This window comes from Janibacter sp. Soil728, from assembly GCF_001428305.1.
Classification (GTDB): domain Bacteria; phylum Actinomycetota; class Actinomycetes; order Actinomycetales; family Dermatophilaceae; genus Janibacter.
The window spans coordinates 837,649-861,419 of sequence record NZ_LMRZ01000001.1 but is presented as its reverse complement, the minus strand read 5'-3'; the positions used below and the strand labels follow the sequence as shown (position 1 = coordinate 861,419).

At 69.1% G+C, this 23,771-nt stretch carries 27 protein-coding genes and 1 tRNA gene; 14 read left to right on the top strand and 14 right to left on the bottom strand.

Annotation, left to right across the window (positions count from 1 at the left end):
- Positions 1–69 precede the first annotated feature (69 nt).
- Positions 70–1,620: a helicase HerA-like domain-containing protein gene (locus ASG73_RS04170; RefSeq protein WP_055991467.1), complete on the bottom strand. Its 1,551-nt coding sequence runs from the start codon at positions 1,618–1,620 to the stop codon at positions 70–72.
- 51 nt (positions 1,621–1,671) lie between these two features.
- Here ASG73_RS04170 and ASG73_RS04165 point away from each other — a divergent pair, with 51 nt between their 5' ends.
- On the top strand, positions 1,672–1,971 hold the full coding sequence (locus ASG73_RS04165; protein WP_055991096.1) for a type II toxin-antitoxin system VapB family antitoxin: 300 nt from the start codon (positions 1,672–1,674) through the stop codon (positions 1,969–1,971).
- Between the two features lie 2 nt (positions 1,972–1,973).
- The gene (locus tag ASG73_RS04160) at positions 1,974–2,480 is read left to right on the top strand and encodes a LytR C-terminal domain-containing protein (protein ID WP_055991094.1); all 507 of its coding nucleotides are present in this window, start codon (positions 1,974–1,976) and stop codon (positions 2,478–2,480) included.
- Positions 2,481–2,514: 34 nt separating this feature from the next.
- Here the strand turns inward: ASG73_RS04160 and ASG73_RS04155 are convergent, their stop codons facing one another.
- The 5 genes from ASG73_RS04155 to ASG73_RS04135 all read right to left on the bottom strand — a co-directional run bounded on the left by ASG73_RS04155 (position 2,515) and on the right by ASG73_RS04135 (position 5,031).
- On the bottom strand, positions 2,515–2,868 hold the full coding sequence (locus tag ASG73_RS04155) for a hypothetical protein (RefSeq protein ID WP_055991091.1): 354 nt from the start codon (positions 2,866–2,868) through the stop codon (positions 2,515–2,517).
- 49 nt (positions 2,869–2,917) lie between these two features.
- Positions 2,918–3,664, bottom strand: coding sequence for a hypothetical protein (locus tag ASG73_RS04150; RefSeq protein ID WP_156466117.1), 747 nt, complete (start codon positions 3,662–3,664; stop codon positions 2,918–2,920).
- Positions 3,646–4,278, bottom strand: coding sequence for a hypothetical protein (locus ASG73_RS04145; protein WP_156466116.1), 633 nt, complete (start codon positions 4,276–4,278; stop codon positions 3,646–3,648). The genes ASG73_RS04150 and ASG73_RS04145 overlap by 19 nt, the downstream gene beginning before the upstream one ends.
- Positions 4,279–4,391: 113 nt before the next feature.
- A tRNA-Ser gene (locus ASG73_RS04140) sits at positions 4,392–4,481 on the bottom strand.
- A 94-nt stretch (positions 4,482–4,575) separates the two neighbouring features.
- A complete protein-coding gene (locus ASG73_RS04135) occupies positions 4,576–5,031 on the bottom strand; it encodes a nucleoside deaminase (RefSeq protein ID WP_055991082.1) in 456 nt (151 codons plus the stop codon).
- An 81-nt stretch (positions 5,032–5,112) separates the two neighbouring features.
- Between ASG73_RS04135 and upp the strand changes: the two genes are divergently transcribed.
- From upp to ASG73_RS04125, 3 genes are all read left to right on the top strand, one after another.
- Positions 5,113–5,751 carry a uracil phosphoribosyltransferase gene (gene upp / locus ASG73_RS04130; RefSeq protein WP_055991080.1) on the top strand — a complete coding sequence of 213 codons (639 nt, stop codon included), beginning with the start codon at positions 5,113–5,115 and terminating at the stop codon, positions 5,749–5,751.
- Between the two features lie 90 nt (positions 5,752–5,841).
- Complete coding sequence (locus tag ASG73_RS18105) at positions 5,842–6,015, top strand: hypothetical protein (protein ID WP_200946666.1); 174 nt, start codon at positions 5,842–5,844, stop codon at positions 6,013–6,015.
- A gap of 2 nt (positions 6,016–6,017) precedes the next feature.
- Positions 6,018–6,773, top strand: coding sequence for a PH domain-containing protein (locus ASG73_RS04125; protein ID WP_055991076.1), 756 nt, complete (start codon positions 6,018–6,020; stop codon positions 6,771–6,773).
- Here the strand turns inward: ASG73_RS04125 and ASG73_RS04120 are convergent.
- From ASG73_RS04120 to ASG73_RS18475, 5 genes are all read right to left on the bottom strand, one after another.
- Positions 6,767–7,753: a permease prefix domain 1-containing protein gene (locus ASG73_RS04120; protein ID WP_055991074.1), complete on the bottom strand. Its 987-nt coding sequence runs from the start codon at positions 7,751–7,753 to the stop codon at positions 6,767–6,769. The genes ASG73_RS04125 and ASG73_RS04120 overlap by 7 nt on opposite strands.
- Complete coding sequence (locus ASG73_RS04115; protein ID WP_055991071.1) at positions 7,750–8,085, bottom strand: PadR family transcriptional regulator; 336 nt, start codon at positions 8,083–8,085, stop codon at positions 7,750–7,752. The genes ASG73_RS04120 and ASG73_RS04115 overlap by 4 nt, the downstream gene beginning before the upstream one ends.
- Before the next feature lie 219 nt (positions 8,086–8,304).
- Positions 8,305–9,753, bottom strand: a complete 1,449-nt coding sequence (gene pntB, locus ASG73_RS04110; protein ID WP_055991068.1) for a Re/Si-specific NAD(P)(+) transhydrogenase subunit beta — start codon at positions 9,751–9,753, stop codon at positions 8,305–8,307.
- Positions 9,754–9,756: 3 nt separating this feature from the next.
- Positions 9,757–11,295 carry a Re/Si-specific NAD(P)(+) transhydrogenase subunit alpha gene (locus ASG73_RS04105; protein WP_055991065.1) on the bottom strand — a complete coding sequence of 513 codons (1,539 nt, stop codon included), beginning with the start codon at positions 11,293–11,295 and terminating at the stop codon, positions 9,757–9,759.
- Between the two features lie 146 nt (positions 11,296–11,441).
- Complete coding sequence (locus ASG73_RS18475) at positions 11,442–11,573, bottom strand: hypothetical protein (protein ID WP_268766350.1); 132 nt, start codon at positions 11,571–11,573, stop codon at positions 11,442–11,444.
- A 43-nt stretch (positions 11,574–11,616) separates the two neighbouring features.
- Between ASG73_RS18475 and ASG73_RS04100 the strand changes: the two genes are divergently transcribed.
- On the top strand, positions 11,617–13,269 hold the full coding sequence (locus ASG73_RS04100; RefSeq protein ID WP_055991063.1) for an acetolactate synthase: 1,653 nt from the start codon (positions 11,617–11,619) through the stop codon (positions 13,267–13,269).
- Positions 13,270–13,409: 140 nt separating this feature from the next.
- On the opposite strand, the gene ASG73_RS04095 is transcribed toward ASG73_RS04100, so the two are convergent.
- A complete protein-coding gene (locus ASG73_RS04095) occupies positions 13,410–13,754 on the bottom strand; it encodes a DUF4333 domain-containing protein (protein ID WP_055991060.1) in 345 nt (114 codons plus the stop codon).
- A gap of 58 nt (positions 13,755–13,812) precedes the next feature.
- Here ASG73_RS04095 and ASG73_RS04090 point away from each other — a divergent pair, with 58 nt between their 5' ends.
- The 3 genes from ASG73_RS04090 to ASG73_RS04080 are packed head-to-tail and all read left to right on the top strand — an operon-like array spanning position 13,813 to position 15,811.
- Entirely contained in the window at positions 13,813–15,030 is a 1,218-nt protein-coding gene (locus ASG73_RS04090) for a pyridoxal phosphate-dependent aminotransferase (RefSeq protein WP_055991057.1), read from the top strand.
- Positions 15,027–15,458, top strand: coding sequence for a fluoride efflux transporter FluC (locus ASG73_RS04085; protein WP_082566977.1), 432 nt, complete (start codon positions 15,027–15,029; stop codon positions 15,456–15,458). The genes ASG73_RS04090 and ASG73_RS04085 overlap by 4 nt, the downstream gene beginning before the upstream one ends.
- Positions 15,455–15,811, top strand: coding sequence for a fluoride efflux transporter FluC (locus tag ASG73_RS04080; protein WP_055991056.1), 357 nt, complete (start codon positions 15,455–15,457; stop codon positions 15,809–15,811). Before ASG73_RS04085 ends, ASG73_RS04080 begins: the two co-directional genes overlap by 4 nt.
- 60 nt (positions 15,812–15,871) lie before the next feature.
- Here ASG73_RS04080 and ASG73_RS04075 read toward each other — a convergent pair whose 3' ends face one another.
- On the bottom strand, positions 15,872–16,468 hold the full coding sequence (locus ASG73_RS04075) for a superoxide dismutase (protein WP_055991053.1): 597 nt from the start codon (positions 16,466–16,468) through the stop codon (positions 15,872–15,874).
- A 122-nt stretch (positions 16,469–16,590) separates the two neighbouring features.
- Here ASG73_RS04075 and ASG73_RS04070 point away from each other — a divergent pair, with 122 nt between their 5' ends.
- The 5 genes from ASG73_RS04070 (at position 16,591) to ASG73_RS04050 (ending at position 21,892) form a co-directional block, all read left to right on the top strand.
- The gene (locus tag ASG73_RS04070) at positions 16,591–17,103 is read left to right on the top strand and encodes a MarR family winged helix-turn-helix transcriptional regulator (protein ID WP_055991050.1); all 513 of its coding nucleotides are present in this window, start codon (positions 16,591–16,593) and stop codon (positions 17,101–17,103) included.
- Between the two features lie 61 nt (positions 17,104–17,164).
- A complete protein-coding gene (icmF, locus tag ASG73_RS04065; protein ID WP_055991045.1) occupies positions 17,165–20,419 on the top strand; it encodes a fused isobutyryl-CoA mutase/GTPase IcmF in 3,255 nt (1,084 codons plus the stop codon).
- Positions 20,420–20,437: 18 nt separating this feature from the next.
- Positions 20,438–20,803 carry a YidH family protein gene (locus ASG73_RS04060; RefSeq protein WP_055991041.1) on the top strand — a complete coding sequence of 122 codons (366 nt, stop codon included), beginning with the start codon at positions 20,438–20,440 and terminating at the stop codon, positions 20,801–20,803.
- A 7-nt stretch (positions 20,804–20,810) separates the two neighbouring features.
- Positions 20,811–21,137: a DUF202 domain-containing protein gene (locus tag ASG73_RS04055; RefSeq protein WP_055991036.1), complete on the top strand. Its 327-nt coding sequence runs from the start codon at positions 20,811–20,813 to the stop codon at positions 21,135–21,137.
- A complete protein-coding gene (locus tag ASG73_RS04050) occupies positions 21,137–21,892 on the top strand; it encodes a helical backbone metal receptor (RefSeq protein ID WP_055991033.1) in 756 nt (251 codons plus the stop codon). The genes ASG73_RS04055 and ASG73_RS04050 overlap by 1 nt, the downstream gene beginning before the upstream one ends.
- Positions 21,893–21,990: 98 nt before the next feature.
- On the opposite strand, the gene ASG73_RS04045 is transcribed toward ASG73_RS04050, so the two are convergent.
- Positions 21,991–23,739 carry a S8 family peptidase gene (locus ASG73_RS04045; protein WP_055991030.1) on the bottom strand — a complete coding sequence of 583 codons (1,749 nt, stop codon included), beginning with the start codon at positions 23,737–23,739 and terminating at the stop codon, positions 21,991–21,993.
- Between the last annotated feature and the right edge of the window lie 32 nt (positions 23,740–23,771).

Sequence of the window (23,771 nt, the reverse complement as noted above, 5' to 3'; positions counted from 1 at the left end):
CTGATCTGTGGCTCGAATCCCACATCGTGTCAGCCGGGCTGCGGGCCGACAACGGGGAGCGGTCCCCGCTCAGCGACGGCGGCGCGAGGTGCCGAAGAGGGAGCGGGTGATCTCCCGACCGATGACCGTCCCGGCCGACCGCAGCGCCGACCGGAAGGCCGAGGAGCTCACGACCTTCTCCACCATGCCCGGGTCCTCCTTGGCCGGCTTCGACGACGAAGGGGGCGTCTCCCCCTTCGTCTCCACCGGCGCCTGCTCCTGCGTCGGAGCCGCCTCGTGCTTCGCCGCGAGCATCTCGTACGCGGACTCGCGGTCGAGCGCCTCGGAGTACTTGGTGGCCAGCGGGGAGCCGGCGACCGTCTGCTCCAGCAGCTCCTTGGTCGACGGCGACATCAGGGACAACGGCGCCCGCATCATCGTGTGCGCGACCGGCGTGGGAGTGCCCTTCTCGGAGAGCACGGTGACGACGGCCTCGCCGGTACCCAGCTGGGTGAGCAGCTCCTCGAGGTCGTACTCGGTGTGCGGGTAGGTCGTCACCGCGGCCTTGATCGCCTTGGAGTCCTCGGGGGTGAAGGCACGCAGCTGGTGCTGCACCCGGTTGCCGAGCTGCGCCAGGACGTCGCTCGGCACGTCCTTGGGGCTCTGCGTCACGAAGAAGACGCCGACGCCCTTGGAGCGGATGAGCCGCACCGTCTGCTCGATGGAGTCCTGGAAGGCCTTGCTCGCCTCGTCGAAGAGCAGGTGCGCCTCGTCGAAGAAGAAGACGAGCTTGGGCTTGTCGACGTCACCGACCTCGGGCAGGTCGTGGAAGAGATCCGCGAGCATCCACATGAGGAAGGTCGAGAAGAGCTGCGGGCGCTCCTGGACGGCCGGCAGCTCGAGGCAGGTGACGATGCCGCGGCCGTCGTCGGTGGTGCGCAGGAGGTCCGCGGTGTCGAACTCCGGCTCACCGAAGAAGACCTCCGCGCCCTGGTCCTCCAACGCGATGAGCTGACGCAGGATGACGCCGGCAGTGGCGCTCGAGAGCCCACCCAGCCCCTTGAGCTCGGCCTTGCCCTCGTCGGAGACGAGGTACTGGATGACCGCGCGCAGGTCCTTGAGGTCGAGGAGCGCCAGCCCCTGCTTGTCGGCGAAGTGGAAGATCAGGCCCAGGCTCGACTCCTGGGTCGCGTTGAGGCCCAGGACCTTGCTCAGCAGGGTCGGCCCGAAGCTCGTGATCGTCGTGCGGACCGGGACCCCGATGCCCTGGCCACCGAGGGTGAGGAACTCCGTGGGGAAGGCCGTGGGCTGCCAGTCCTGCCCGATGGAGGCCGTGCGCGAGGTGAGCTTGTCGCTCCCTTCGCCCGGCGACGCGACGCCGGAGAGGTCCCCCTTGATGTCCGCGAGGAAGACGGGGACGCCTGCGGCGGAAAGCTGCTCGGCCATCAGCTGCAGGCTCTTGGTCTTGCCTGTGCCGGTCGCGCCGGCCACCAGGCCGTGCTTGGTCAGGCTCGCCAGGGGCACGCGCACGGCCGTGTCCGCGTGCGGCTGCCCGTCGAGCACGGCAGCACCGAGGTCGATCGCAGGCGCATCGAAGGTATAGCCCGCACGGATGAGGTCAAGGTGTGAAGAGTCGGTCACGGACACGAGACTAGTGCGGGCTTCGGGCGCCGTCCCTCTTATCGTGGCTGCGTGATCTTTCAGTCCGTCGGTGACAGCCGCCCGTACCCCGAGCACGGGCGCACCACCCCCCGCGACTGGGCCGACGTGCCGCCCCGCCCCGTGCGCCTGGAGCAGCTGACGACCACCAAGAGCTCGCTCAACCTGCACGACCTGCTCGCCGAGGACTCGACCTTCTACGGCGACCTCTTCCCGCACGTCGTGCTCTGGCGCGGTCGGCACTACCTCGAGGACGGCCTGCACCGGGCCCTGCGCGCGGCGCTGCAGCAGAGGGGAACCCTGCACGCACGGGTGCTCGAGGTGACCGACTGACCATGCGTGAGGACCCGTACGACGACAACGACCCGACGAGATCACGACGCCGTCGGTCGATCATCACCTTCACCATCGTGCTGCTGCTGCTCTTCTTCGCCGTCTGGTACGCGATGTCCTACATCCGCGCCGACGGGTCGCCGAGCGAGCGGGCCAGCTCGTCGACGACGCAGAGCTCGCCGTCGACCTGCGGCATCACCCCCGAGCAGGTCGAGGTCAACGTCTACAACGCGACCAACCGCGACGGGCTCGCCGGACGGGTCGCGTCGCAGCTGACGGCACGCGGCTTCGACGTCAAGACGGTCGCCAACGACCCCAAGAAGGCCAAGCTCGACGGTGTCGGGAATCTGCGCTACGGCAGCAACGGCCGCAGCGGCGCCAAGCTCGTCGGGCTGCACACCGGCTCCTTCGAGATGATCCAGGACGCACGCAAGCGCACCAGCGTCGACGTGGTCCTCGGCCCGAAGTTCACCAAGCTCGTCCCCGAGGCGGACATCAAGCCCTGCTGAGGGTCACGGGCGGGACGTCAGGTCCAGCAACCCCTCAAGGGCGGGTCGTCGTCAGCTCGACGCTGTCGTCGCCCACGACGTCACAGGTGATCGTCGTGTCGACGATCTGGAAGCTGCTGCCCCGGGTGCACGTGCTCTCCACGCCGCCGGCCTGGATGAGCGCCTCGCCACCCTCGGTGGCCGAGACCAGCCGGATGCGGTCTGCCGACTCCAGCCCGTGGTCCTTGTCGTAGGGCCGCGGGAAGTCGTGGAACTGGTCGCCGGAGATCTTGATCGTGCACGTGTTGTCGGTGTCGCACTTCGAGCTCCACGTGTCGCAGGCACTCAGCGGCACGGCCACAGCGACGATGGCAGCAGCGGACAGGACGGCTCGGGTGGGGCGACGCATGGGATCAGGCAACCATGTCTGCGGCTCGGGGGCGAAGGGGAACCCTCGGTCAGCGCTTCGTGGCCACGCTCTGCAGCTCCCCGACCGTGACCTGCTGCGTCGATGACATGGCCTGGGTCACGGACCCGGTCTCGTCCCCGGTCCATGCGACCTGCCAGACATAGGTCGCGGTCAGCGTGTAGGTCCCGGGCTTCTTCCAACCGTGCTCGAACCCGCACTCAGGAGCCGACCAGCCGTCCCTGTCGACGTCGTACTTGGCCTCGGTGCCGGAGCACAGGGTGCTCTGGCCATCGCCCAGTGACCACTTCACCTGGGTCACCTTGGCGGTGGCCTTGATGTCAAAGGCTCCGGCCTCCGCCGAGGCGGAATCGGTCGGCAGCTCACCGTCGCCGTCCCCCACCCACAACCACACCGGCACGCCGACGGTGCCCGTGCAGCCTGCGCCCGCGGCCAGACACGGTGAGGCGCCGATCTTGGGCCTGGTCAGCTTGATCTCGTCCATGGCCTCCTGGCGCACCTCGATGGGGCTACGGGGCGCTGCGGGCCGGCCGGACGTCCCGGTCCCGGAGGGCCCCTGCGTCGGCCGGGGCCGAGGATTCGCCGGAGGTTGGTTGTTCGTCGGGGGCTTCGGCTTGGACGGGCCGCTCGGGTCGGTGTCTGCGTGCAGCTTCACCCCGCCACCGTCGGGATCGATGGTGATCGTGACGTCCGTCGGGACCCCGATGGCCGAGGCAGGTGGTGCCGCGGACAGCACCAGCGCCACAGCGGCGCCACAGGTCATGAGTTCTTTGCGCACGGTGTCTCCTTGAGGCCCTTGCCGGTCAAGAGCTGTGACTTGTTCAGCTGCCAGGTCTTCCCCTGGTCCGGGGTGGTGAAGCTCAGCAGGTGGACATTCTTGTGGGGCCCCTTGGGGAGCAGCTTGGTGGGGTCGTCCGGGCTGGCGGTCACGTCCTTGCCACCCTTGAGATAGCGCACCGTCGAGGTACTGCAGCGGTACATCGTCAGGTCCCAGCCGCCCGCGGCGTCGGGGTCCGACTCGACAGGGAACATGCCGGTCGTCGTGACCTTGCCCGTCTTGGTGACGCCCTGCTTCTTCAGCGCGGCAAGAGAGTCGTTGTAGGTCCTGGCGTAGCTGCTCGTCGCCCACTCGACGTCGTCCGGGAGCGGCGTGTTGGGGTTGTGCGCACCGAGCTTCGGCTCGACCTTCTCGGCCGCCGCATAGGCCTGCTCGTCATCGGGGGCGGACTGCGAGGTCGTGCTGCTCGACGAGCTCACCGTGTCGCTGTCGCTGTCGTCGCCACAGCCTGCCAACAGCGCGACGAGCGCGACAGCGCTGGCGACGACGGTGGTGGAGCGGTAGCGCATGTATGCCCTCTCGATACGGCGCGGCAGATGGAGTCCCCGGTCCAAGATCTCACGACAGGGCCCGTCACGCCACTGAACGTGACCGACAGCCCTCCCCTTCGTGCACGCCCCGGCCCGGAGTGAACAGCAAAAAGCCCCGGTTTCCCGGGGCTCTTCGCTGGCGGTGGCGGTGGGATTTGAACCCACGGTCGGCGTTAACCGACAAACGCTTTCGAGGCGTTCTCCTTAGGCCGCTCGGACACGCCACCGCGGAGCACAATACAAGGTCGAAGGCGCTGGCCCGAAATCAGGGCGAAGTCGGGTCGGTCCGGGCTCGCCCTGTCCGTCAGAGCGATGTGAACATCAGCCCGCCCAGGGGCCAAGGCCCTCCCGACGCTCGCCGAAGAAGTCCACGAGAAGCTGCGCGGCCTCCCCTTCGCGCACCCCGCCGATCACCTCGGCGCGGTGGATCGAGCGCCGGTCACGCACCACGTCCCACACGGACCCGCAGGCGCCCATCTTCGTGTCCCACGCGCCGAGTACCACGCGTGGCACGCGACTGGCCACGACAGCGCCGGCGCACATCGGGCACGGCTCGAGGGTGACGACGAGCGTGCATCCCGTGAGGCGCCACTCCCCCTTCGTCACTGCTGCGGCCCGCATGGCGACGACCTCCGCGTGGCCGGTGGGGTCACCGTCCCGCTCACGGGTGTTGCGCCCCTCGCCGATGATCTCGCCGGTGGCGTCCACGACGACCGCACCGACCGGGATGTCCCCGTCAGCGGCCGCCTCGGCCGCGAGCTCGAGGGCGCGCCCCATCCACACTTCTTCGCTGGGGCGCGCAGGACGTACGGGGCCGGGACTCACGGGACCAGTGTCGCGCACGGTAGTTTCGGGGCCATGCGCGTCATCGTCGCGGACCACCCGCTCATTGCCCACAAGCTGACCTACCTGCGACACAAGGGCACCGACAGCCCGACCTTCCGCAGGCTCGCCGACGAGCTGGTCACCCTGCTCGCCTACGAAGCGACCCGAGAGGTGCGCACCGAGCCCTTCGACATCGAGACGCCGGTCGGCCCCACCACCGGCATCAAGCTCTCCACCCCCAAGCCGCTCGTCGTGCCGATCCTGCGCGCGGGTCTGGGCATGCTCGAGGGCATGGTCCGCCTGCTGCCGACCGCGGAGGTGGGCTTCCTCGGGATGCTGCGCAACGAGGAGACCCTCGAGGCCGTCACCTACGCCAACCGGCTTCCTGACGACCTGTCCGGGCGCCAGTGCTATGTCATTGATCCGATGCTCGCCACCGGCGGCACCCTGGCGATGTCCATCCGCTACCTGGTCGAGCGCGGCGCCGACGACATCACGGCCGTCACCCTCCTCGCCGCGCCGGAGGGCATCGACGCCCTGGAGCGCGAGCTCGGGAACCTCGACGTGCCGATCACGCTCGTCACCGCGGCCGTCGACGAAAAGCTCGACGAGCAGGGGTACATCGTCCCGGGCCTCGGCGACGCCGGCGACAGGCTCTACGGCGTGGTCTGACGCGTCCCACGCGTCACATCTGCCACACTGGACCCGATTCACGCCCACAGTGGGTGCCCACTGCCCGCAGACGACGGAGACCAACGAGCCATGAACACGCCACCGATCAAGAAGATCGTCCTCTGGCTGCTCACGATCTTCCTCATCTACGCGATCCTGACCTCCCCCGACTCGGCCGCCAACATCGTCGGCTCCGCGTGGGACGTGATCGCCAACGGCGTGAAGAACGTGGGCAGGTTCTTCGACTCGCTGATCTCGAGGTAGTCATGGCGCAGGAGGTCGCCCACAAGGGACTGCGCAAGTACCTCCTCCCTGGCGAGCACCCCGTGGCGGAGATCCGCCACCACCGCATCGTGCTGCTCAAGCCGACCGTCGTCGTCGTGGCGAGCCTGGCTCTCGTCCTGTGGCTCGACATCTCGGTGAGCGACGCCAACAGCGGCATCCTCGGTTACCTGTGGCTCGCTTGGCTGGCCGTCCTGGGCTGGGGCCTGTGGCAGTGGATCGAGTGGCGGCACACGCGCGTGGTGGCCACGGACAAGCGCATCGTGCTCTTCGAGGGGTGGATCAACCACAAGGTCTCGATGATGCCGCTCAAGAAGGTCACCGACATGGGCTACGAGCGCTCCCTGCTCGGTCGAGTGCTCGGCTACGGCACCTTCGTCCTCGAGAGCGCCGGCCAGGACCAGGCGCTGTCCAAGATCGAGTTCGTCCCCGACCCCGACGACAACTACCGCGCCATCTGCTCGGTGGTCTTCGGCATGAGCCTCGACGAGGACGACGAAGGGGGCGAGGCCGACGGGCAGGACGATGACGAGCCGGCGTGGGAGACCTCGCAGGACTACGCGACCCGGCTGGGCGTCGTCGACGGCATCTTCAACGGCGGCGGACCGGGCGACGACCCCGAGACCTATGGCCCCGCGCCACGGCGCGACAGCCTGATCTACCGCAGCCGCGACCGGGCCGACCGCATGGGTGACACCGACACCGGCGAGCTGCCGCCGTACGACCCCGACGCCTACTGATCTCCTCCGCGCGTGTCGCGCGTGTCGCGCATGCGACGCAGCGCCGTCACGGCCTCCCAACCGCAGATGATGGCGATGCCGACGGCCACCGCGGGAAGGGAGAGGGTCCAGTCCGCGTCAACCCCGAAGGCCGTCCCGAACTCCCGGGGCAGGTCCGTGACCAGCCGGCCGTCCAGGAGGAGCCAGACGAGCACGGCACCCGACACGACGGCGCTGACGAGGCTGGCTGCCGCCAGCGGGATGTTCCAGCCGCCCCGGGCCCACGCCGCCACGGTGACGATGATGTCGAGCACGAGGAGACCGACGATCAGTACCTGCCACCCTGCAGCGAGGCCGGGGTCCAGGACCTGGACGGCCCCGTCCCCCACGCCACCCCACTGCCAGACGCTCAGCGCGATGATGACGACGGTCCAGGCGACCTCGAAGACCATCTCGGTCAGGCTGGCGCGCCTGGTCCGGTCAGCCGGGTCGGCCAGCGCATCGGGGGTCCACGCGGCGAAGAGCTGATCGCGCCCCAGGGGGCCCACGTTGCGCTCGACCAACGCGAAGATCACTGCCGTCCAGAAGACGAGGTGCACCCCCACCTGGAACGCGAGCTGCGCGGCCTCACCGACGATCGTGCCGAAGTCGGCGTCACTGCCGAAGGAGTGTGCGACCACGTTGCCGAGGACGGCGATCGGCACGAGCACGACGAGCAGCAGCCTGACCAACCGCACCCACGCCGGGAAGTACGCCGGACCGATCAGGTGGTTCGGGCGGCCACCGTACTCACGCGCGAGGACGTCCGGGTCGCCGAGGCCGAGGATCGTCTCGAGCTCGGCGGCCTCCGGGGCCTCGCCACCGGCCACCCGGTCCTCGACCGTGTCCTCGATGCTCCCCCGCAGCTCTCGGGCGACGTCCGGCCCACTCTCTGGCGAGAGCTGGCGGGTCACCGTCCACACGTATCGGTCGGTGAGGCTGGTCCTGGTGCTGGTGGTCATGGCAAATCCCCATTCAGTGCCTCGACCGCTGTGTTCAGCGATCGCCATTCGGTCATCAGGTGGGCGCGCAGGTCGGCGCCGGCCGGGCTGGTGCGGTAGAACTTCCGCGGCCGGGCCTCGTCGGTGTTCCACTCGCTCGTCAGCAGGCCCTGCTTCTCCAGGCGCCGCAGCAGCGGGTAGAGCGTGTTGCCGTCGACGGCAAAGCCCGCCGTGTCGAGCGTCTCCAGGAGGGCGTATCCGTAGCGCGGCTCCTCGAGCGTCGCCAGGCAGGCGAGGACGACCGTCCCCCGCCTCAGCTCCTGGAGGTGCCCCGCGAGCAGTTCTTCGTCCATGCGCCACACCTTAGTGTGTGACGCACACTATTGTCCATCGCACTTCTGCGTGTGCATCCGACTCCAGAACCCGCATTGCCATAGGGCAATGCGGGTTCGGTGGGCATGTGGACCGTGCATTGCCATAGGGCAATGCACGGTCTGGTGGGCGGGAGCATGACGAAGGGCGGCGCTCACCCGATCGGGTGAGCGCCGCCCTTCGCGGTCTGCAGGTCAGCGTCAGAGCGCCCGGAGGATGTCCTCCACGCGGTCCTTGGCGTCACCGAAGAGCATCTGCGTGTTGTCCCGGAAGAAGAGCGGGTTCTGCACGCCGGCGTACCCGGTGGCCATGGAGCGCTTGAAGACGACGACGTCCTTGGCGTTCCACACCTCGAGCACCGGCATGCCGGCGATCGGGCTCGTCGGGTCCTCGGCAGCGGCCGGGTTGACCGTGTCGTTGGCCCCGATGACGAGCACGACGTCGGTCTCCGGGAGGTCGTCGTTGATCTCGTCCATCTCGAGGACGATGTCGTACGGGACCTTGGCCTCGGCCAGGAGCACATTCATGTGGCCGGGGAGGCGACCGGCGACCGGGTGGATGCCGAACCGGACGTCCACCCCCTTCGCCCGCAGCTTGGCGGTCAGGTCGGCGACGGGGTACTGCGCCTGGGCGACAGCCATGCCGTAGCCGGGAGTGATGACGACCGAGGAGGCCTCCGCGAGGAGCTCCGCGACGGCGTCGGCGCTGGTCTCGCGGTGCTCGCCGTAGTCCTCGTCCCCGCTGGAGGCCGGTGCAGCCGCACCGAAGCCACCCGCGATCACGGAGATGAAGGAGCGGTTCATCGCCTTGCACATGATGTAGGACAGGAAGGCACCCGAGGAACCCACGAGCGCACCCACGACGATGAGCAGGTCGTTGGAGAGCATGAAGCCCGCCGCGGCCGCGGCCCAGCCCGAGTAGCTGTTGAGCATCGAGATGACGACCGGCATGTCGCCGCCGCCGATGGAGGCGACGAGGTGCCAGCCGAAGAGCAGCGCGATGACCGTCATGATCATCAACGGGACGAGCGACGGGGAGACGACGAACCAGATGCACAGGGCGACGGAGACGACCACGGCCAGCAGGTTGAGCCAGTGGCGCATCGGCAGCACCAGCGGCGCGGACTTCATCTTCTCGCTGAGCTTGAGGTAGGCCACGATCGAGCCGGTGAAGGTCACGGCGCCGATGAAGACGCCGACGAAGACCTCGCCGTTGTGGATGCCGACCATGTCGCTGGCCTCGAGCGCCTTGTGCGCGGCGACGGCCTCGGCCGAGTCCCCGTGCGCGCCGAGGAAGGAGTTGAACCCGACGAGCACGGCGGCCAGACCGACGAAGGAGTGCATCATCGCGATGAGCTGGGGCATGCCGGTCATCTCGACGCGGCGAGCGATCCGCATGCCGAAGGCCGCTCCGAGGGCCATGGTGATCACGAGGACGCCCAGACCCCACTTGCCGGCGTTGGTGGCCTCACCACCGGAGTAGACCCCGTCGATGACGAGGGCGATCGTGGCGAGCAGGGCGATGGCCATACCGGCCATGCCGAACCAGTTGCCGTGCTTGGCGCTCTCGTGCTTGCTGAGGCCGGCCAGGGACAGGATGAACAGGAGCGCCGCGACGATGTAGGCGGCGGTGACGACGGTGGAGAGCACGACTCAGCCCTTCCGGAACATGTTGAGCATCCGGTTCGTGACCGTGAAGCCACCGAAGACGTTGATGCTGGCGAAAAAGATGGCAGCGGCGGCGATGACCTGGATCGCGATGTTGGACGAGGTCACCTGCAGCAGTGCGCCGACGACGATGATCCCGGAGATCGCATTGGTCACCGACATCAACGGCGTGTGAAGCGCGTGGGCGACATTGCCGATGACGTAGAAGCCGATGACCACGGCCAGCGCGAAGACGATGAAGTGCGACAGGAAGGCCGCGGGCATGAAGGCGGCGGCGACGAGGAAGAGCAGCGCCGCGCCACCGATGAGCCAGAACTTGCGGTTGGGGTCGACCGGCTTGACCGGCGGCGCCTCCACCGGGGCGGCGGCCGGGGCCGCAGGAGCGGCCGAGACCTGCACGGGCGGCGGCGGCCAGAGGGTCTCGTCGGCCTTGGTCACGGTCATGCCGCGCACGACCGTGTCCTCCATGTCGAGGACGGCCTGGCCGTCCTTGTCCGGGGTGACCAGCTTGAGCAGGTTGACGATGTTGGTGCCGAAGAGCTGGCTGGCCTGGGTGGGCAGACGACCGGCCAGGTCGGTGTAGCCGATGATCCGGACACCGTTGTCGGTGACGATCCGCTCGTCGGCGACGGATCCGGCGACATTGCCACCAGAACCGGCGGCCATGTCGATGATGACCGACCCGGGCTTCATCGAGGCGACCATCTCCTCGGTGATCAGGCGCGGTGCCTGACGTCCCGGGATGAGGGCCGTGGTGATGATGATGTCGACGTCCTTGGCCTGCTCCGCGTAGAGCTCGGCGGCCTTGCGGTTGAAGTCCTCGCCGGTCTCCTTGGCGTAACCGTCAGACGAAAGGCCCTCCTGCGCAGCGTCTCCCAAGTCGATCTCGAGGAAGTCCGCGCCCATGGACTCGACCTGCTCGGCCACCTCGGGTCGCACGTCGAAGGCACGCACGATGGCACCGAGGGACCCGGCAGCACCGATGGCAGCGAGGCCCGCGACACCGGCGCCGCAGACGAGGACCTTGGCCGGCGGGACCTTGCCGGCCGCCGTGACCTGACCGGTGAAGAGGCCACCGAACTCGTGGGCCGACTCGACCACCGCGCGGTAACCCGCGATGTTGGCCATCGAGGACAGCACGTCGAGGGACTGGGCACGCGAGATGCGCGGCACGGCATCCATCGCGAGCGCGGTCACGCCCTGGGCGCGCAGCGCCTCCACCTTGTCCGGGTTGAGAGCCGGAGCCAGCAGAGAGGCGAGGATCGCGCCGGAGCTCAGGCGGGACACCTCCTCGTCGGAGGGCGCGTTGATCTTGGCGACCACATCGCTGGCCCACACCTGGTCGGCGGGCTCGAGGGTCGCACCGGCGTCGAGATATGCCTGGTCCGGGTAGGCCGAGGCCTCACCGGCGCCAGCCTCGACGACGACGTCGTATCCGAGCTTGATCAGCTGCTCGACTGTTTTGGGGGTCGCCGCGACGCGGGTTTCTCCGCGCTTCGACTCCTTGGGCACGCCAAGTCGCATCGTCACTCCTGGTCAGGGGTGGTGGGTGTGGTTGCAGGGCAACCTACGACAGTGCGCGCGGGGCATGCAGGGTTTGTGACGGGGACGATGATCACACGCCACAACGTGAGACGGCCCGGCGTCGACCGGCCGTGCCCGCTAGGGCCTCAGGGCTGCTGGTCCTCGTCGTCCGGGTCCGCAGGGCTCTCGGCGTCGTCGGCGAGGTCGGGCGAGGCGAGGGCCGCCTCGCGCGCGGCCTCCTCGTCGTCCCAGACGGTGTGCGAAGGATCTGTGCTCACCCGACCCAGCCTACGGGCACTACCGACGAGTAACCTTCAATGCGTGGACGACTACGACGACGTCAGTGGCGGTACCCGTGCCGTCTGCGCTGCGCGCGCCCACGGGGTGAGCACGATGTTCACCCTCTCGGGTGCGCACGTCTTCCCCTTGTACGACGGCGCGGTGACCGCGGACCCGCCGATGCGCCTGCTCGACGTCCGGCACGAGCAGACTGCGGTCTTCGCGGCCGAGGCCACCGGCAAGCTGACCCGCACCCCCGGGCTCGCCGTCCTCACGGCAGGTCCCGGCGTCACCAACGGGATCAGCGCGATCACGCAGGCGCACTTCAGCGGGTCTCCCCTCGTGGTCCTCGGCGGGCGGGCGGCGTCCTTCTCCTGGGGAAGGGGGGCACTCCAGGAGCTGGACCACCCCAGCCTCCTCGGTGCGGTCACCAAGCGAGCGGCCACGGTGGCAGCGGTCGACGAGCTCGCCGACGAGGTGGACAACGCCTTCGCTCTCGCTGCTGCACCGCACCGCGGCCCGGTCTTCCTCGACGTCCCGATGGACGAGCTCTTCGGCGACGCACCCGGCGCCCCTGTCGCTGCGACCACGGCTACACGCATGGCACCCGACGACGGGGATGTCGACGCGATCGCTCGACTCCTGGCGGGTGCCGAGCGCCCGCTCCTCGTCCTGGGGACCGACGTCTGGAGCGAGGGTGCAGAGCTGGCGGCACTGCGCTTCGTCACAGACCTCGGCCTGCCGACGATCACGAACGGCATGGGCCGAGGCATCGTGCCCGCGGGGCACGACCTGCTCGTGGGCAAGGCCCGGCGCGCCGCCACGGGTGAGTGCGACCTCGCGATCGTCGTGGGCACCCCGCTCGACTTCCGCCTCGGCTACGGCTCCTTCGGAGGCTCCGGCGGGCGGCCCGACGCGCAGGTCGTGCACGTCGCCGACTCCCCCGGGCAGCTGAGCGCGCACGCCGACCCGACCGCCACGGCCGCCGGCGACCTGACCTCCTTCTTCGACCTGCTGCAGGCCGCGGTCGAGCCGCTCGGGCATCCCGACTGGTCATCGTGGTCAGCGCGACTGGCGGACGAGGCACGCGCTCGGACCGCGAGCGACCGCGACCTGCTCACCAGCACCGTCTCCCCCGCTCACCCGGCCCGGATCTACGGCGAGCTGGTGCCCCGACTGGCCGATGACGCCGTCGTCATCGGCGACGGCGGCGACTTCGTCTCCTGGGCGGGCCGGTTCATCGAACCCACCCGGCCCGGGTCGTGGCTCGACCCGGGTCCCTTCGGCTGCCTCGGCGCCGGCCTCGGTGCGGCGATCGCGGCCCGCATCGCCCGCCCTTCGTCCCAGGTGGTCCTGCTCCTCGGCGACGGGGCGTCCGGCATGTCCCTCATGGACGTCGACACCCTCGTGCGCCACGACCTCCCGGTCGTCATGGTCATGGGCAACAACGGCGCGTGGGGCCTGGAGAAGCAGCCGATGCAGATGCTCTACGGATACGACGTCGCTGTCGACCTGGCCCCCGAGACCCGGTACGACCAGGTCGTCACCGCGCTCGGGGGCGGCGGTGAGCTCGTCACCGACCCGGCGCAGATCGGGGCGGCCCTCGACCGCGCCTTCGCCTCGGGAGTGCCCTACCTCGTCAACATCGTCACCGACCCGCAGATCCCCTACCCGCGCTCGACGACGGGGATGTGAGGGCCGACCCCGCCCATCCGCACAAACTGTGGCTGGCCACACCTCGCATGGTCAGCCACAGCACGTGATGTGGCTGACCATCCGGAGTGTGGCCAGCCACAACGTGTATAGGGGGGGAGCGCCACGCGGAGCGGCAACGCTCACGAGGTCGGGCTGGGCGTCACCGAGTCGTCGTTCGTGAAGTTCAGACTGGCCGTGTCCTCGACGATCTGCGTGACCGTCACGGTCATCCCGATCGAGCTCCCGTCCGGGATGGACCACGTGCACGTCGTCGTGGCATCGACCTGCGCGGCGAGCGCCTCGGGGCAGTGGAGGGTCGAACCCTCGGGCATCTTGGGGCCGATGAGTCGCTCGGCCTGGCCTGTCACGTCCGCAGGCGTCACGGTCTGGGTGCTGCCCGGGTCGGGCTGGTCGCCGTCGGAGCCGCACCCCGTGAGGAGCGCGGCAGCGACCAGGGCGAGCGATGCTGCGGGGACGACACGCACAAAGGCCCTTTCGAGATGGTGGCCCGGACGCCCACACCGTACTGCGAGACTGGTCCCCATGCGTCAGATCCGACAGAGCCGCAAGTTGAGGGATGTCCGTTACGACGTGCGGGGACCGATCCTCGTCGAGGCCCAGCGCCTCGAGGCCGAGGGGCACAAGATCCTCAAGCTCAACATCGGCAACACCGCGCCCTTCGGCTTCGAGGCACCCGAGGCGATCGTCGCCGACATGACGCGGCATTTGCCCGACGCGCAGGGCTATGTCGACAGCAAGGGCATCTACTCGGCCCGCACGGCCGTGGCGCAGTACTACCAGTCCCGCGGCCTGACGGAGACGACCGTCGAGGACGTCTACATCGGCAACGGCGTCTCCGAGCTCATCACGATGGTCCTGCAGGCCTTCGTCGACAACGGCAACGAGATCCTCGTCCCTGCCCCGGACTACCCCCTGTGGACCGGCGCGGTCTCGCTCGCGGGCGGCACTCCGGTGCACTACCGGTGCGACGAGGCCAACGGGTGGAACCCCGACCTGGCGGACATCGAGTCCAAGATCACCGACAACACCCACGCCCTGGTCATCATCAACCCCAACAACCCGACGGGCGCCGTCTACTCCCCGGAGATCGTGCGCGGTCTGATCGACATCGCGCGCCGCCACGACCTCGTGGTCATGGCCGACGAGATCTACGAGAAGATCGTCTTCGACGACGCGGTGCACCACCACGCGGCGGAGTACGCAGCCGACGACGTCCTGTGCCTCACCTTCTCGGGCCTGTCCAAGGCCTACCGGGTCTGCGGCTACCGCGCCGGCTGGGTGATGATCTCCGGCCCCAAGCACCAGGCGGCGGACTTCCTCGAGGGCCTCACCCTGCTGGCCAACATGCGCATGTGCTCCAACGTCCCCGCACAGCACGCCATCCAGACCGCACTCGGCGGCTACCAGTCGATCAACGAGCTCATCGTCCCGGGCGGCCGCTACCACGACCAGGTCAAGCTCGCCTCGCGCCTGCTCAACGAGATCCCCGGCGTGAGCTGCGTCGAGCCCAAGGGCGCGTTGTACTGCTTCCCCCGACTCGATCCCGAGGTCTACCCGATCGAGGACGACGAGGCCTTCGTCATCGACCTGCTGCGGGCGAAGAAGATCCTCGTCACCCACGGCTCCGGTTTCAACTGGCCCGAGCCGGACCACTTCCGCCTCGTGGCCCTGCCGGACGAGGACGTGCTCACCGAGGCGATCGGCCGGATCGCCGAGTTCCTCGAGACCAAGCGCGCGTGAGCTCGGCCCCTCCGCAGCTGGGCGAAGGGGGCACCCTCGCCGCCGTTGCGGCCGGCGGGGCCATCGGGTCGCTGGGGCGGTGGGGCGTCGCATCCTTCGCGTCGGGTGCCGTCTGGGCAACCCTGCTCGTCAATCTCACCGGGGCCCTCGCCATGGGCCTTGTCGTCGCCTGGCTGGCCCGCAGCTCGCCCCACTCGCTCGTCCGTCCCTTCCTCACGGTGGGGCTGCTCGGTGGCTGGACGACCTACTCCAGCTTTGCCCTGGACGCGCACGGCCTGGCCGGCGAGGGCCTGCTCGGGCTCCTCGGCTACCTCGTGGCGACCCTCGGCCTCGGGGTGGGCGCCGCCATGCTGGGTCTCGCGGTCGGTGACCGTCTCTGGCACGGCGATGCCGTCGCTGACGACGTCGTGGCGAAGGAGGAGCTGTGACCGCGCTCCTCGTCGCGCTGGGCGCCGCGCTCGGGGCACTGTCCCGACACCTCGTCGTGAGTGTCCTCCGCACCCGCGGCGCCACCGCTGCGGGCGGGGTCCTGACGGTCAACGCGACCGGTTCGCTGCTCCTGGGCCTCGTGGCCGGGCACGCCTCCGGCACGGGGCCGGGCTGGCTGCTGCCGCTCGTCGGGGTGGGCTTCTGCGGTGCCTACACGACCTTCGCCACGCACGCGGTCGAGGTCGCCTCTGCGGCCCGGACGGGGCGTACCCGCCACGCGCTCGCCGACCTCGGCCTCAATCTCGTGCTCGGGGTCGTGCTGGTGTCCCTCGGCTGGGCGGTCACGGCCTAGCCGCCACATGACGAAGGGAGGGACCCACCAGCTGGTGAGTCCCTCCCTTCCCTGCCGTGCTCAGGCCTTCTTGGCGGCCTCGAGGCGCGCGGAGACGTCGTTCCAGTTGACGATGTCCCAGAGCTTCTCGATGTAGTCCGGCTTCACGTTCTTGTACTGCAGGTAGTACGCGTGCTCCCAGGCGTCGAAGGCCAGGAGCGGCGTCATGCCCGTGGCCACGTTGCCGTGGTGGTCGTAGACCTGCGTGACGAGCAGGCGCTGGCCGAGGGGCTCCCAGGCGAGGACGCCCCAGCCCGAGCCCTGCGTGGTCTGCGTCGCGGCGGTCAGCTGCGCGCGGAACTTGTCGAAGGTGCCGAAGTGCTCGTCGATCGCAGTGCCGAGGGCGCCATCCGGCTTGTCGCCACCATCCGGGGAGAGGTTCTCCCAGAAGATCGAGTGCAGGACGTGACCGGAGACGTTGAAGGCCAAGGTCTTCTCGAGGCCGACGAGGCCACCGAGCTGGTCCTTGTCGCGGGCGTCGGCCAGCTTCTCCAGCGTGTCGTTGGCGCCCTTGACGTAGGCGGCGTGGTGCTTGTCGTGGTGCAGCTCGAGGATCTCGCCGCTCATGGCGGGCTCGAGGGCTCCGTAGTCGTAGGAGAGGTCGGGAAGGGTGTACATGAAACCTCCGTGATTGCGAGTGTTGTGCACCTCCTACCCTTCCACGACGCGACGACACGGTCCATGAAAGGTCACCCTCACATGGGACGGCCGCCATTCCTAGGACGTCCTACAATCTCCCCATGACCGACCGTGACCCCATTGCCGCAGCTCGTGCCCAGTGGATCTCGCACGGCTGGCCCGACGCTGCCGACGGCATGGCACTGGTGACGTCCGTCGTGCGCGCCCAGCAGCTGCTCCACGAGCGCGTCGAGGCGACCCTGCGTCCCCACGGCCTGACCTTCGCCCGCTACGAGATCCTGCGGCTGCTCGCCTTCAGCCGGCAGCGGTCGATGCCGATGAGCCGCCTCGGCTCCCTGCTGCAGGTCCACGCGACGAGCGTGACGAGCGCCGTGGCCCGGCTCGAGACCCAGGGACTCGTCGAGCGGCTGCGCCGAGAGTCCGATCGTCGCGTCGTCCTCGCCTCGCTCACGGCAGCCGGCGAGGAGCTGGTCGAGCGCGCCACCCGCGACCTCAACGAGCAGGTCTTCTCCTCCCCCGGCCTGGACGCCACGCAGGTCCGCGACGCCACCCGGCTGATGTCCGCCCTGCGGGCGACGCATGGCGATGTCGTGGATGACGTGACTGGCGCGTAATTACTTGGATGTCCTAGCATTGCTCCGAGAACCCCACCGCACTTCGACGACGAGGTAGGCCATGACCCAGGCTCCGCAGCTGCACTCCCCGACCCATCCGGTCCGATTCGTCACGGCATCAGCGCTGTTCGACGGTCACGACGCCTCGATCAACATCATGCGTCGGATCATGCAGAGCCAGGGCGCCGAGGTCATCCACCTCGGGCACAACCGCTCCGTCCAGGAGGTCGTCGACGCGGCGATCGACGAGGACGTGCAGGGTGTCGCCGTCTCCTCCTACCAGGGCGGACACGTCGAGTACTTCGAGTACCTCACCCAGCTGCTGCGCGAGCAGGGCGCGGGCCACGTCAAGGTCTTCGGTGGCGGCGGCGGGGTCATCGTGCCCGAGGAGATCACCCGGCTGCGCGAGGCCGGGGTGAGGATCTTCTCCCCCGAGGACGGCCAGCGGCTCGGGCTGCCCGGCATGATCAACACCCTCATCGCCGACTGCGACACCGACGTGTGGGAGACCGCACCGGTCTCCCTCGACGCCGTCCTCGCCGGTGATCGCGCCGCGATCGCCCGCGCCATCTCGGGCGCCGAGCTCGGCCACCTCGACGAGACCTTCCTCGCCGGCATCGCGCAGGCGGCCAAGGCCTCCCACGCCCCGGTCCTGGGTCTCACCGGGACCGGTGGCTCCGGCAAGTCCTCACTGACCGACGAGCTCGTGCGCCGCTTCCGCGTCGACCAGCAGGACAAGCTGCGCATCGCGGTCATCGCCGTCGACCCCACGCGACGCAAGGGGGGCGGCGCCCTCCTCGGCGACCGCATCCGGATGAACTCCCTCGGCGAGAGCACGGGAGGCGTCTCCCCCGTCTTCTTCCGCTCGCTGGCCACCCGTGGTGACCGCGAGGTCCCCGAGGCGATGCAGACGGTCATCGACATCACCAAGGCCGCGGGCTACGACCTGGTCGTCATCGAGACCCCCGGCATCGGCCAGGGCGACGCCGCGATCGTCCCCTACGTCGACGTGCCGATGTACGTCATGACACCTGAGTTCGGCGCGGCCAGCCAGCTGGAAAAGATCGACATGCTCGACTTCGCCGAGGTCGTCGCGATCAACAAGTTCGAGCGCCGCGGTGCGGCCGACGCGCTGCGCGACGTCGCCCGCCAGCTCGTGCGCAACCAGGAGGCCTTCGGCAAGCGCCCCGAGGAGATGCCGGTCTTCGGCACCTCGGCCGCGACCTTCAACGACGACGGCGTCACCGCGCTCTACCAGCACCTGCTCGACCTGCTCGTCGACAAGGGTCTGAGCGTCGACGAGGGGCAGATCCCGCGCGTCGACACCAAGTACTCCACCCGCTTCGGTCAGATCGTCCCCGCCACCCGCGTGCGCTACCTCGCGGAGATCACCGACACCGTGCGTGGCTACCACTCCCGCACCCAGCAGCTCGCCGAGGGAGCCCGCCGCGTGCAACGCCTGGCTGCCGTCGACGACGAGCTGACCGCAGCGGGCAAGGACGGCCACGGCGTCGACGAGCTTCTCGAGGCCGCGCGCAAGGAGCTGCCGACCGAGGTGTCCGAGCAGATCGAGCACTGGCCCACGATCGTCGAGTCCTACGCCGGCGACGAGCAGGTCGTCACCATCCGCGGCAAGGAGCTGCACACCAAGCTCACCAAGCAGTCGCTGTCGGGCAACAAGATCCCGCGCGTCGCCCTGCCCAAGCACACCGACCACGGCGACCTCGTCACCTACTGGCGCTCGGAGAACCTGCCGGGCTCCTTCCCGTACACCGCCGGGGTCTTCCCCTTCAAGCGTGACAACGAGGACCCGGCGCGCATGTTCGCCGGGGAGGGCGACCCCTTCCGCACCAACCGTCGCTTCAAGCTGCTGTCCGAGGGGCAGCCGGCCACCCGCCTGTCCACGGCCTTCGACTCGGTGACCCTCTACGGTCGCGACCCGGGCGAGCGCCCCGACATCTACGGCAAGGTCGGCACCTCCGGCGTCTCAGTCGCGACCCTCGACGACATGAAGGCGCTGTACTCCGGCTTCGACCTGCTCTCGCCGACGACCAGCGTCTCGATGACGATCAACGGACCCGCGCCGACGGTCCTGGCCTTCTTCCTCAACACCGCGATCGACCAGCAGGTCGACGCCTTCCGCGAGCGCGAGGGCCGTGAGCCCTCCGGCGCCGAGGCCGAGGAGCTGCGCGGTCACGCCCTGCAGAACGTGCGCGGCACGGTCCAGGCGGACATCCTCAAGGAGGACCAGGGGCAGAACACCTGCCTCTTCTCCACCGAGTTCTCGCTGCGGATGATGGCCGACATCCAGGAGTGGTTCATCGAGCGGGGGGTGCGCAACTTCTACTCGGTGAGCATCTCCGGCTATCACATCGCCGAGGCGGGGGCCAACCCCATCAGCCAGCTCGCCTTCACCCTGGCCAACGGCTTCACTTATGTCGAGGCCTACCTCGCGCGCGGCATGGACATCAACGACTTCGCGCCCAACCTGTCCTTCTTCTTCTCCTCCGGGATGGACCCGGAGTACTCGGTCCTGGGCCGCGTCGCTCGCCGCATCTGGGCCGTGGCGATGAAGGAGAAGTACGGCGCCAACGACCGCAGCCAGAAGCTGAAGTACCACATCCAGACCTCTGGCCGGTCGCTGCACGCGCAGGAGATGGACTTCAACGACATCCGCACCACGCTGCAGGCGCTCAACGCGCTCTACGACAACGCCAACAGCCTGCACACCAACGCCTACGACGAGGCCGTCACCACGCCGTCGACGGAGTCGGTGCGACGCGCCCTCGCGATCCAGCTGATCATCACCCGCGAGTGGGGCCTGTCGATGAACGAGAACCCCCTGCAGGGCAGCTACATCATCGACGAGCTCACCGATCTCGTCGAGGAGGCCGTCCTCACCGAGTTCGACCGGATCAACGACCGCGGCGGAGTCCTCGGCGCGATGGAGACCGGCTACCAGCGCGGCAAGATCCAGGACGAGTCGATGCTCTACGAGCACGGCAAGCACGACGGCTCCGTGCCGATCATCGGCGTCAACACCTTCCTGCGTGAGGACGGCGCGAAGGGAGAGCCCGACGAGATCGAGCTGGCCCGCGCCACCGAGGACGAGAAGGTCTCGCAGCTGCAGCGGGTGCGCTCCTACCAGGAGACCCACCGCGAGGAGGCCGAGCAGGCGATCGTGCGCCTGAAGGAGGCCGCGACGACTGACGCCAATGTCTTCGAGGTCCTCATGGACGCCGCACGTGTGTGCAGCCTGCAGCAGGTGACCGATGCCTTCTTCGAGGTCGGTGGTCAGTACCGGCGCAATGTCTGACACGGCTAGCGTGGCCGCGTGAGCACCGATCGTTGGCCAGCCCAGGTCTATGGCGAAGGGGAGGACCCGGACTACCGCTTCTCCCTCGCCAACGAGCGCACCTTCCTCGCGTGGCTGCGCACGACCTTGGCCCTGCTCGCCGCAGGTGTGGCTGTCGACGTCCTCGACCTGGGGGTGCCCGACGGCTTCACCCGGGGGTTGGCGGCCATACTGCTCGTCCTCGGCGCCATCTGTCCGGTGCTCGCCTTCCTCAGGTGGGCGATGGCCGAGCGGGCCATGCGTCGGGGTGAGTCGCTCCCTTCGCTCGGGGTGGCCGCGGCCGTGATCACCGGTGCCGTCCTGGTGGCGGCCGCGGTCCTGGCCGTCGTCGTCGCGGGTTCGTGAGGATCGTGTGAGCGAGCTCGCCTCGTCCGCCCCCCACGGAGCCCAGCCGGAGCGCACCGCCCTGTCCTGGCAGCGCACCGCGCTGGCCAGCGCCGGGGGCGCCGCGATCATCGCCCGCCACTCCGGGGAGACGCTGGGCCCGGCGGCCGTGGTCATCCTGCTCGCCACCCTGGCCCTGGCGGGCACCGCCTTCGTCCTGGGCCGGCAGCGGTATGCCACGGCCCCGGTCGAGCCGTCACGACGACGTGACGGTCGGGCTCCCTTCGCCCTCGCGTTGGCCGTGGGGGCCATGGCCCTGACCGAGCTCCTCGCGCTGGCCGTGACGGTGTCCTGATGCTCCTCGACGATCTCGGCGCGCCCGTCGACCTCCCCTTCGCCCCCCAGCGAGTGGTCTCGCTGGTCCCGAGCCTCACCGAGGCCATTGCCGCGAGCTGCCCCGACGTCCTCGTCGGGGCCACCGACTGGTGCACCCACCCGGCCGACCTCGACGTCGCCCGGGTGCGCGGGACCAAGAACCCGAACCTCGCCGCGATCCGCAGCCTCTCCCCCGACCTCGTCGTGGCCAACAAGGAGGAGAACCGCGAGCTCGACGTGCGGCGGCTGCGAGAGCAGGGGGTCGCCGTGTGGGTCACCGGCATCGAGGACGTGCCGACGTCGTTGGTCGCGATGCGCCGCCTCTTCGTCGAGGCGCTGGGTGTCACGACCCCGGACTGGCTGGAGCGCGCCGACGAGCTGTGGTCCGCTCCCCCCGCGGCGCCTCGTGGCCGGGTGGCCGTCCCGATCTGGCGCGACCCGTGGATGGCCGTCGGCCCGCGCACCTACACGACCGACCTGCTCGCCCGCCTCGGCTGGAGCAATGTCCTCGCCGGACCCGACGCCGACCCGAGTGACCGGTACCCGCACGTCGACCTCGCGGACCTCGACCGCCCCGACCTCGACCTCGTCCTGCTGCCCGACGAGCCCTACGAGTTCACGGCCGACGACGGTCCGGAGGCCTTCGACCGGGTGCCGACCCGGCTGATCAGCGGGCGGCTGCTCACCTGGTACGGGCCGGCGATGGTCGAGGCACACGAGACGCTCTCCGCGTGAGGGCATGACGAAGGGGGCCGGTCACCGTGCGGTGACCGGCCCCCTTCGCCCAACCTGTGCATTGCCCTAGGGCAATGCACAGTCAGAGGCGATCAGAGCTACTTCTTGGCGACCGCGGCCTGGGCATCGATGATGCCGTCGCCGTAGAAGCCGTTGAAGTCGTCGTCACCGACGCACTCCGCGTTGTACCCGGCCGGGATGGGTGCCGGGTAGTCGTAGAGGCGCGGCTCCGGGCAGGGCTTGTTGCGTGCAGAGTCCATGAGGATCTGCTGGGTGGTGTCCGCGTTGAGACCAAAGCCCGTGTGACCGTTGTTGTTGCCGTGGGCGGAGACGATCAGCGCGGAGACCCCGGCCGCGTGCGGTGAAGCCATCGAGGTGCCTTGGTAGTACTCGTAGTACCCGCACTCCACCGTGCCCTTGATCTTTGCGCAGTCCTTGAAGACCCAGCCCTCTCCGGCCGGGGTGATGTTGCCGTCCTCGTCGACCGATCCCTCGGCCTTGACGACCTCCTCCGGGACGGAGGAGAGAACCATGCTGGACGGGTTCGGTCCGCTGGCGTTCGGGTAGTCATAGGCGTCGCCACCCGGAGCGCTCACCTCGATCTCGCCGGACGTCGGCTCCGTCGTGTAGTTGGAGTAGTACGCCTTGCGCTCGCTCGGGCCGACCGACGAGACGCCGATGACATTCGGGCCCTCGACCGGCAGGTCCATGCAGCTCGCGTTGTCGAGCGTGCGGGGGTGGGCGTTGCCCTCCGGGTAATTCGGGCTGGAGGTATCCGTCCCCGGGTTCGCCAGGTCGGTCGCCGCGTTGCCAAGCGCACCGACCAGGGTCACGTCCTTGGAGTGGGCGTAGCGCAGAGCGCGGGACATCGACTCGATGATCATGTCCTGCTCGGCAGCCTCCTCCGGGCTGTCCTCGGGGGCCCCGCCCTCGCAGTAGTAGGCCCATGGGTCGACGTAGAAGCTCATGTTGACCACGTCCAGGCCCGAGTCGGCCGAGTAGGTCAGGGCGTTGACGGTCGGGCCGACGAAGAAGTAGCCCGAGTCCTGACCGGCTCGCACGTTGACGAGCGACACGTCCGGGGCGACGCCGGAGACGCCGAGGCCGTTCTTGGCCGCAGCAACCGTGCCGGCCACGTGAGTGCCGTGGCCACCCTGGTCGACGTCGGCCGGGTCGATGCACGACTCGACCTCGCACTCTCCGTCGATCTCGGGGATGTCCGTCGTGAAGTTGCGCGAGAGCTTGTGGTCGAAGTTGGGCGCGATGTCCGGGTGACTGGCGTCGACGCCCGTGTCCATGATCCCGACCTTGACACGCTTGTCACCTGACTCGGCCACGTGCGCGGCACCCGCGTTGATCATGTCCATGCCCCAGAGCTTGTCGTCCAGGGGATCCGCAGCGCGGTTCTTGCTCATGCCCTTGGGGCCCTTGGTGGGGGCTGTCGCGGCCTGCTTGCCCGCCATCCGGGGACGCTCGGTCTCGTCACGCTTGGCCTTCTGCGGTGAGCGGCCGACGACGCCCTCGTCAGCGGCGCCGAAGACGCCCTTCATCGCCCGGGCCGAGGTGGCGAAGTTGGCATCGCTCGAGGTCACGGTCACCATGCCGACGGCCTCGTTGACCGAGGTGACGGTCGCTCCCTTCGCCTGCAGTCGCTTGGCGAGGGCCTTGGCGCTGGAGCCACGGTCGGCGAGGACCACGTAATGGGTGTTGCCGCCGTTCGAGGATGCGGTCTTGGTCGTGTCTGCGGTGTCTGCGGTCGGCGCGGCGGTGGCGTTGCTCGTCGCTGCGAGACCGGTCAGCCCGAGCGCCAGAGCGCCCAGTGCCGACACCATGCGAGTGTTGCGCATGTGTTTCCTCCCAGTTGTCGTCATCGGCGAGT

Excerpts from the sequence above, each read along its gene's own strand:
- ASG73_RS04160 (WP_055991094.1), top strand. The coding sequence starts at position 1,974 with ATGCGTGAGGACCCGTACGACGACAACGACCCGACGAGATCACGACGC.
- ASG73_RS04155 (WP_055991091.1), bottom strand. The coding sequence starts at position 2,868 with ATGCGTCGCCCCACCCGAGCCGTCCTGTCCGCTGCTGCCATCGTCGCT.
- ASG73_RS04135 (WP_055991082.1), bottom strand. The coding sequence starts at position 5,031 with ATGGGGCGCGCCCTCGAGCTCGCGGCCGAGGCGGCCGCTGACGGGGAC.
- upp (WP_055991080.1), top strand. The coding sequence starts at position 5,113 with ATGCGCGTCATCGTCGCGGACCACCCGCTCATTGCCCACAAGCTGACC.
- ASG73_RS18105 (WP_200946666.1), top strand. The coding sequence starts at position 5,842 with ATGAACACGCCACCGATCAAGAAGATCGTCCTCTGGCTGCTCACGATC.
- ASG73_RS04125 (WP_055991076.1), top strand. The coding sequence starts at position 6,018 with ATGGCGCAGGAGGTCGCCCACAAGGGACTGCGCAAGTACCTCCTCCCT.
- ASG73_RS04120 (WP_055991074.1), bottom strand. The coding sequence starts at position 7,753 with ATGACCACCAGCACCAGGACCAGCCTCACCGACCGATACGTGTGGACG.
- ASG73_RS04115 (WP_055991071.1), bottom strand. The coding sequence starts at position 8,085 with ATGGACGAAGAACTGCTCGCGGGGCACCTCCAGGAGCTGAGGCGGGGG.
- ASG73_RS04105 (WP_055991065.1), bottom strand. The coding sequence starts at position 11,295 with ATGCGACTTGGCGTGCCCAAGGAGTCGAAGCGCGGAGAAACCCGCGTC.
- ASG73_RS04090 (WP_055991057.1), top strand. The coding sequence starts at position 13,813 with ATGCGTCAGATCCGACAGAGCCGCAAGTTGAGGGATGTCCGTTACGAC.
- ASG73_RS04075 (WP_055991053.1), bottom strand. The coding sequence starts at position 16,468 with ATGTACACCCTTCCCGACCTCTCCTACGACTACGGAGCCCTCGAGCCC.
- ASG73_RS04070 (WP_055991050.1), top strand. The coding sequence starts at position 16,591 with ATGACCGACCGTGACCCCATTGCCGCAGCTCGTGCCCAGTGGATCTCG.
- icmF (WP_055991045.1), top strand. The coding sequence starts at position 17,165 with ATGACCCAGGCTCCGCAGCTGCACTCCCCGACCCATCCGGTCCGATTC.
- ASG73_RS04050 (WP_055991033.1), top strand. The coding sequence starts at position 21,137 with ATGCTCCTCGACGATCTCGGCGCGCCCGTCGACCTCCCCTTCGCCCCC.
- ASG73_RS04045 (WP_055991030.1), bottom strand. The coding sequence starts at position 23,739 with ATGCGCAACACTCGCATGGTGTCGGCACTGGGCGCTCTGGCGCTCGGG.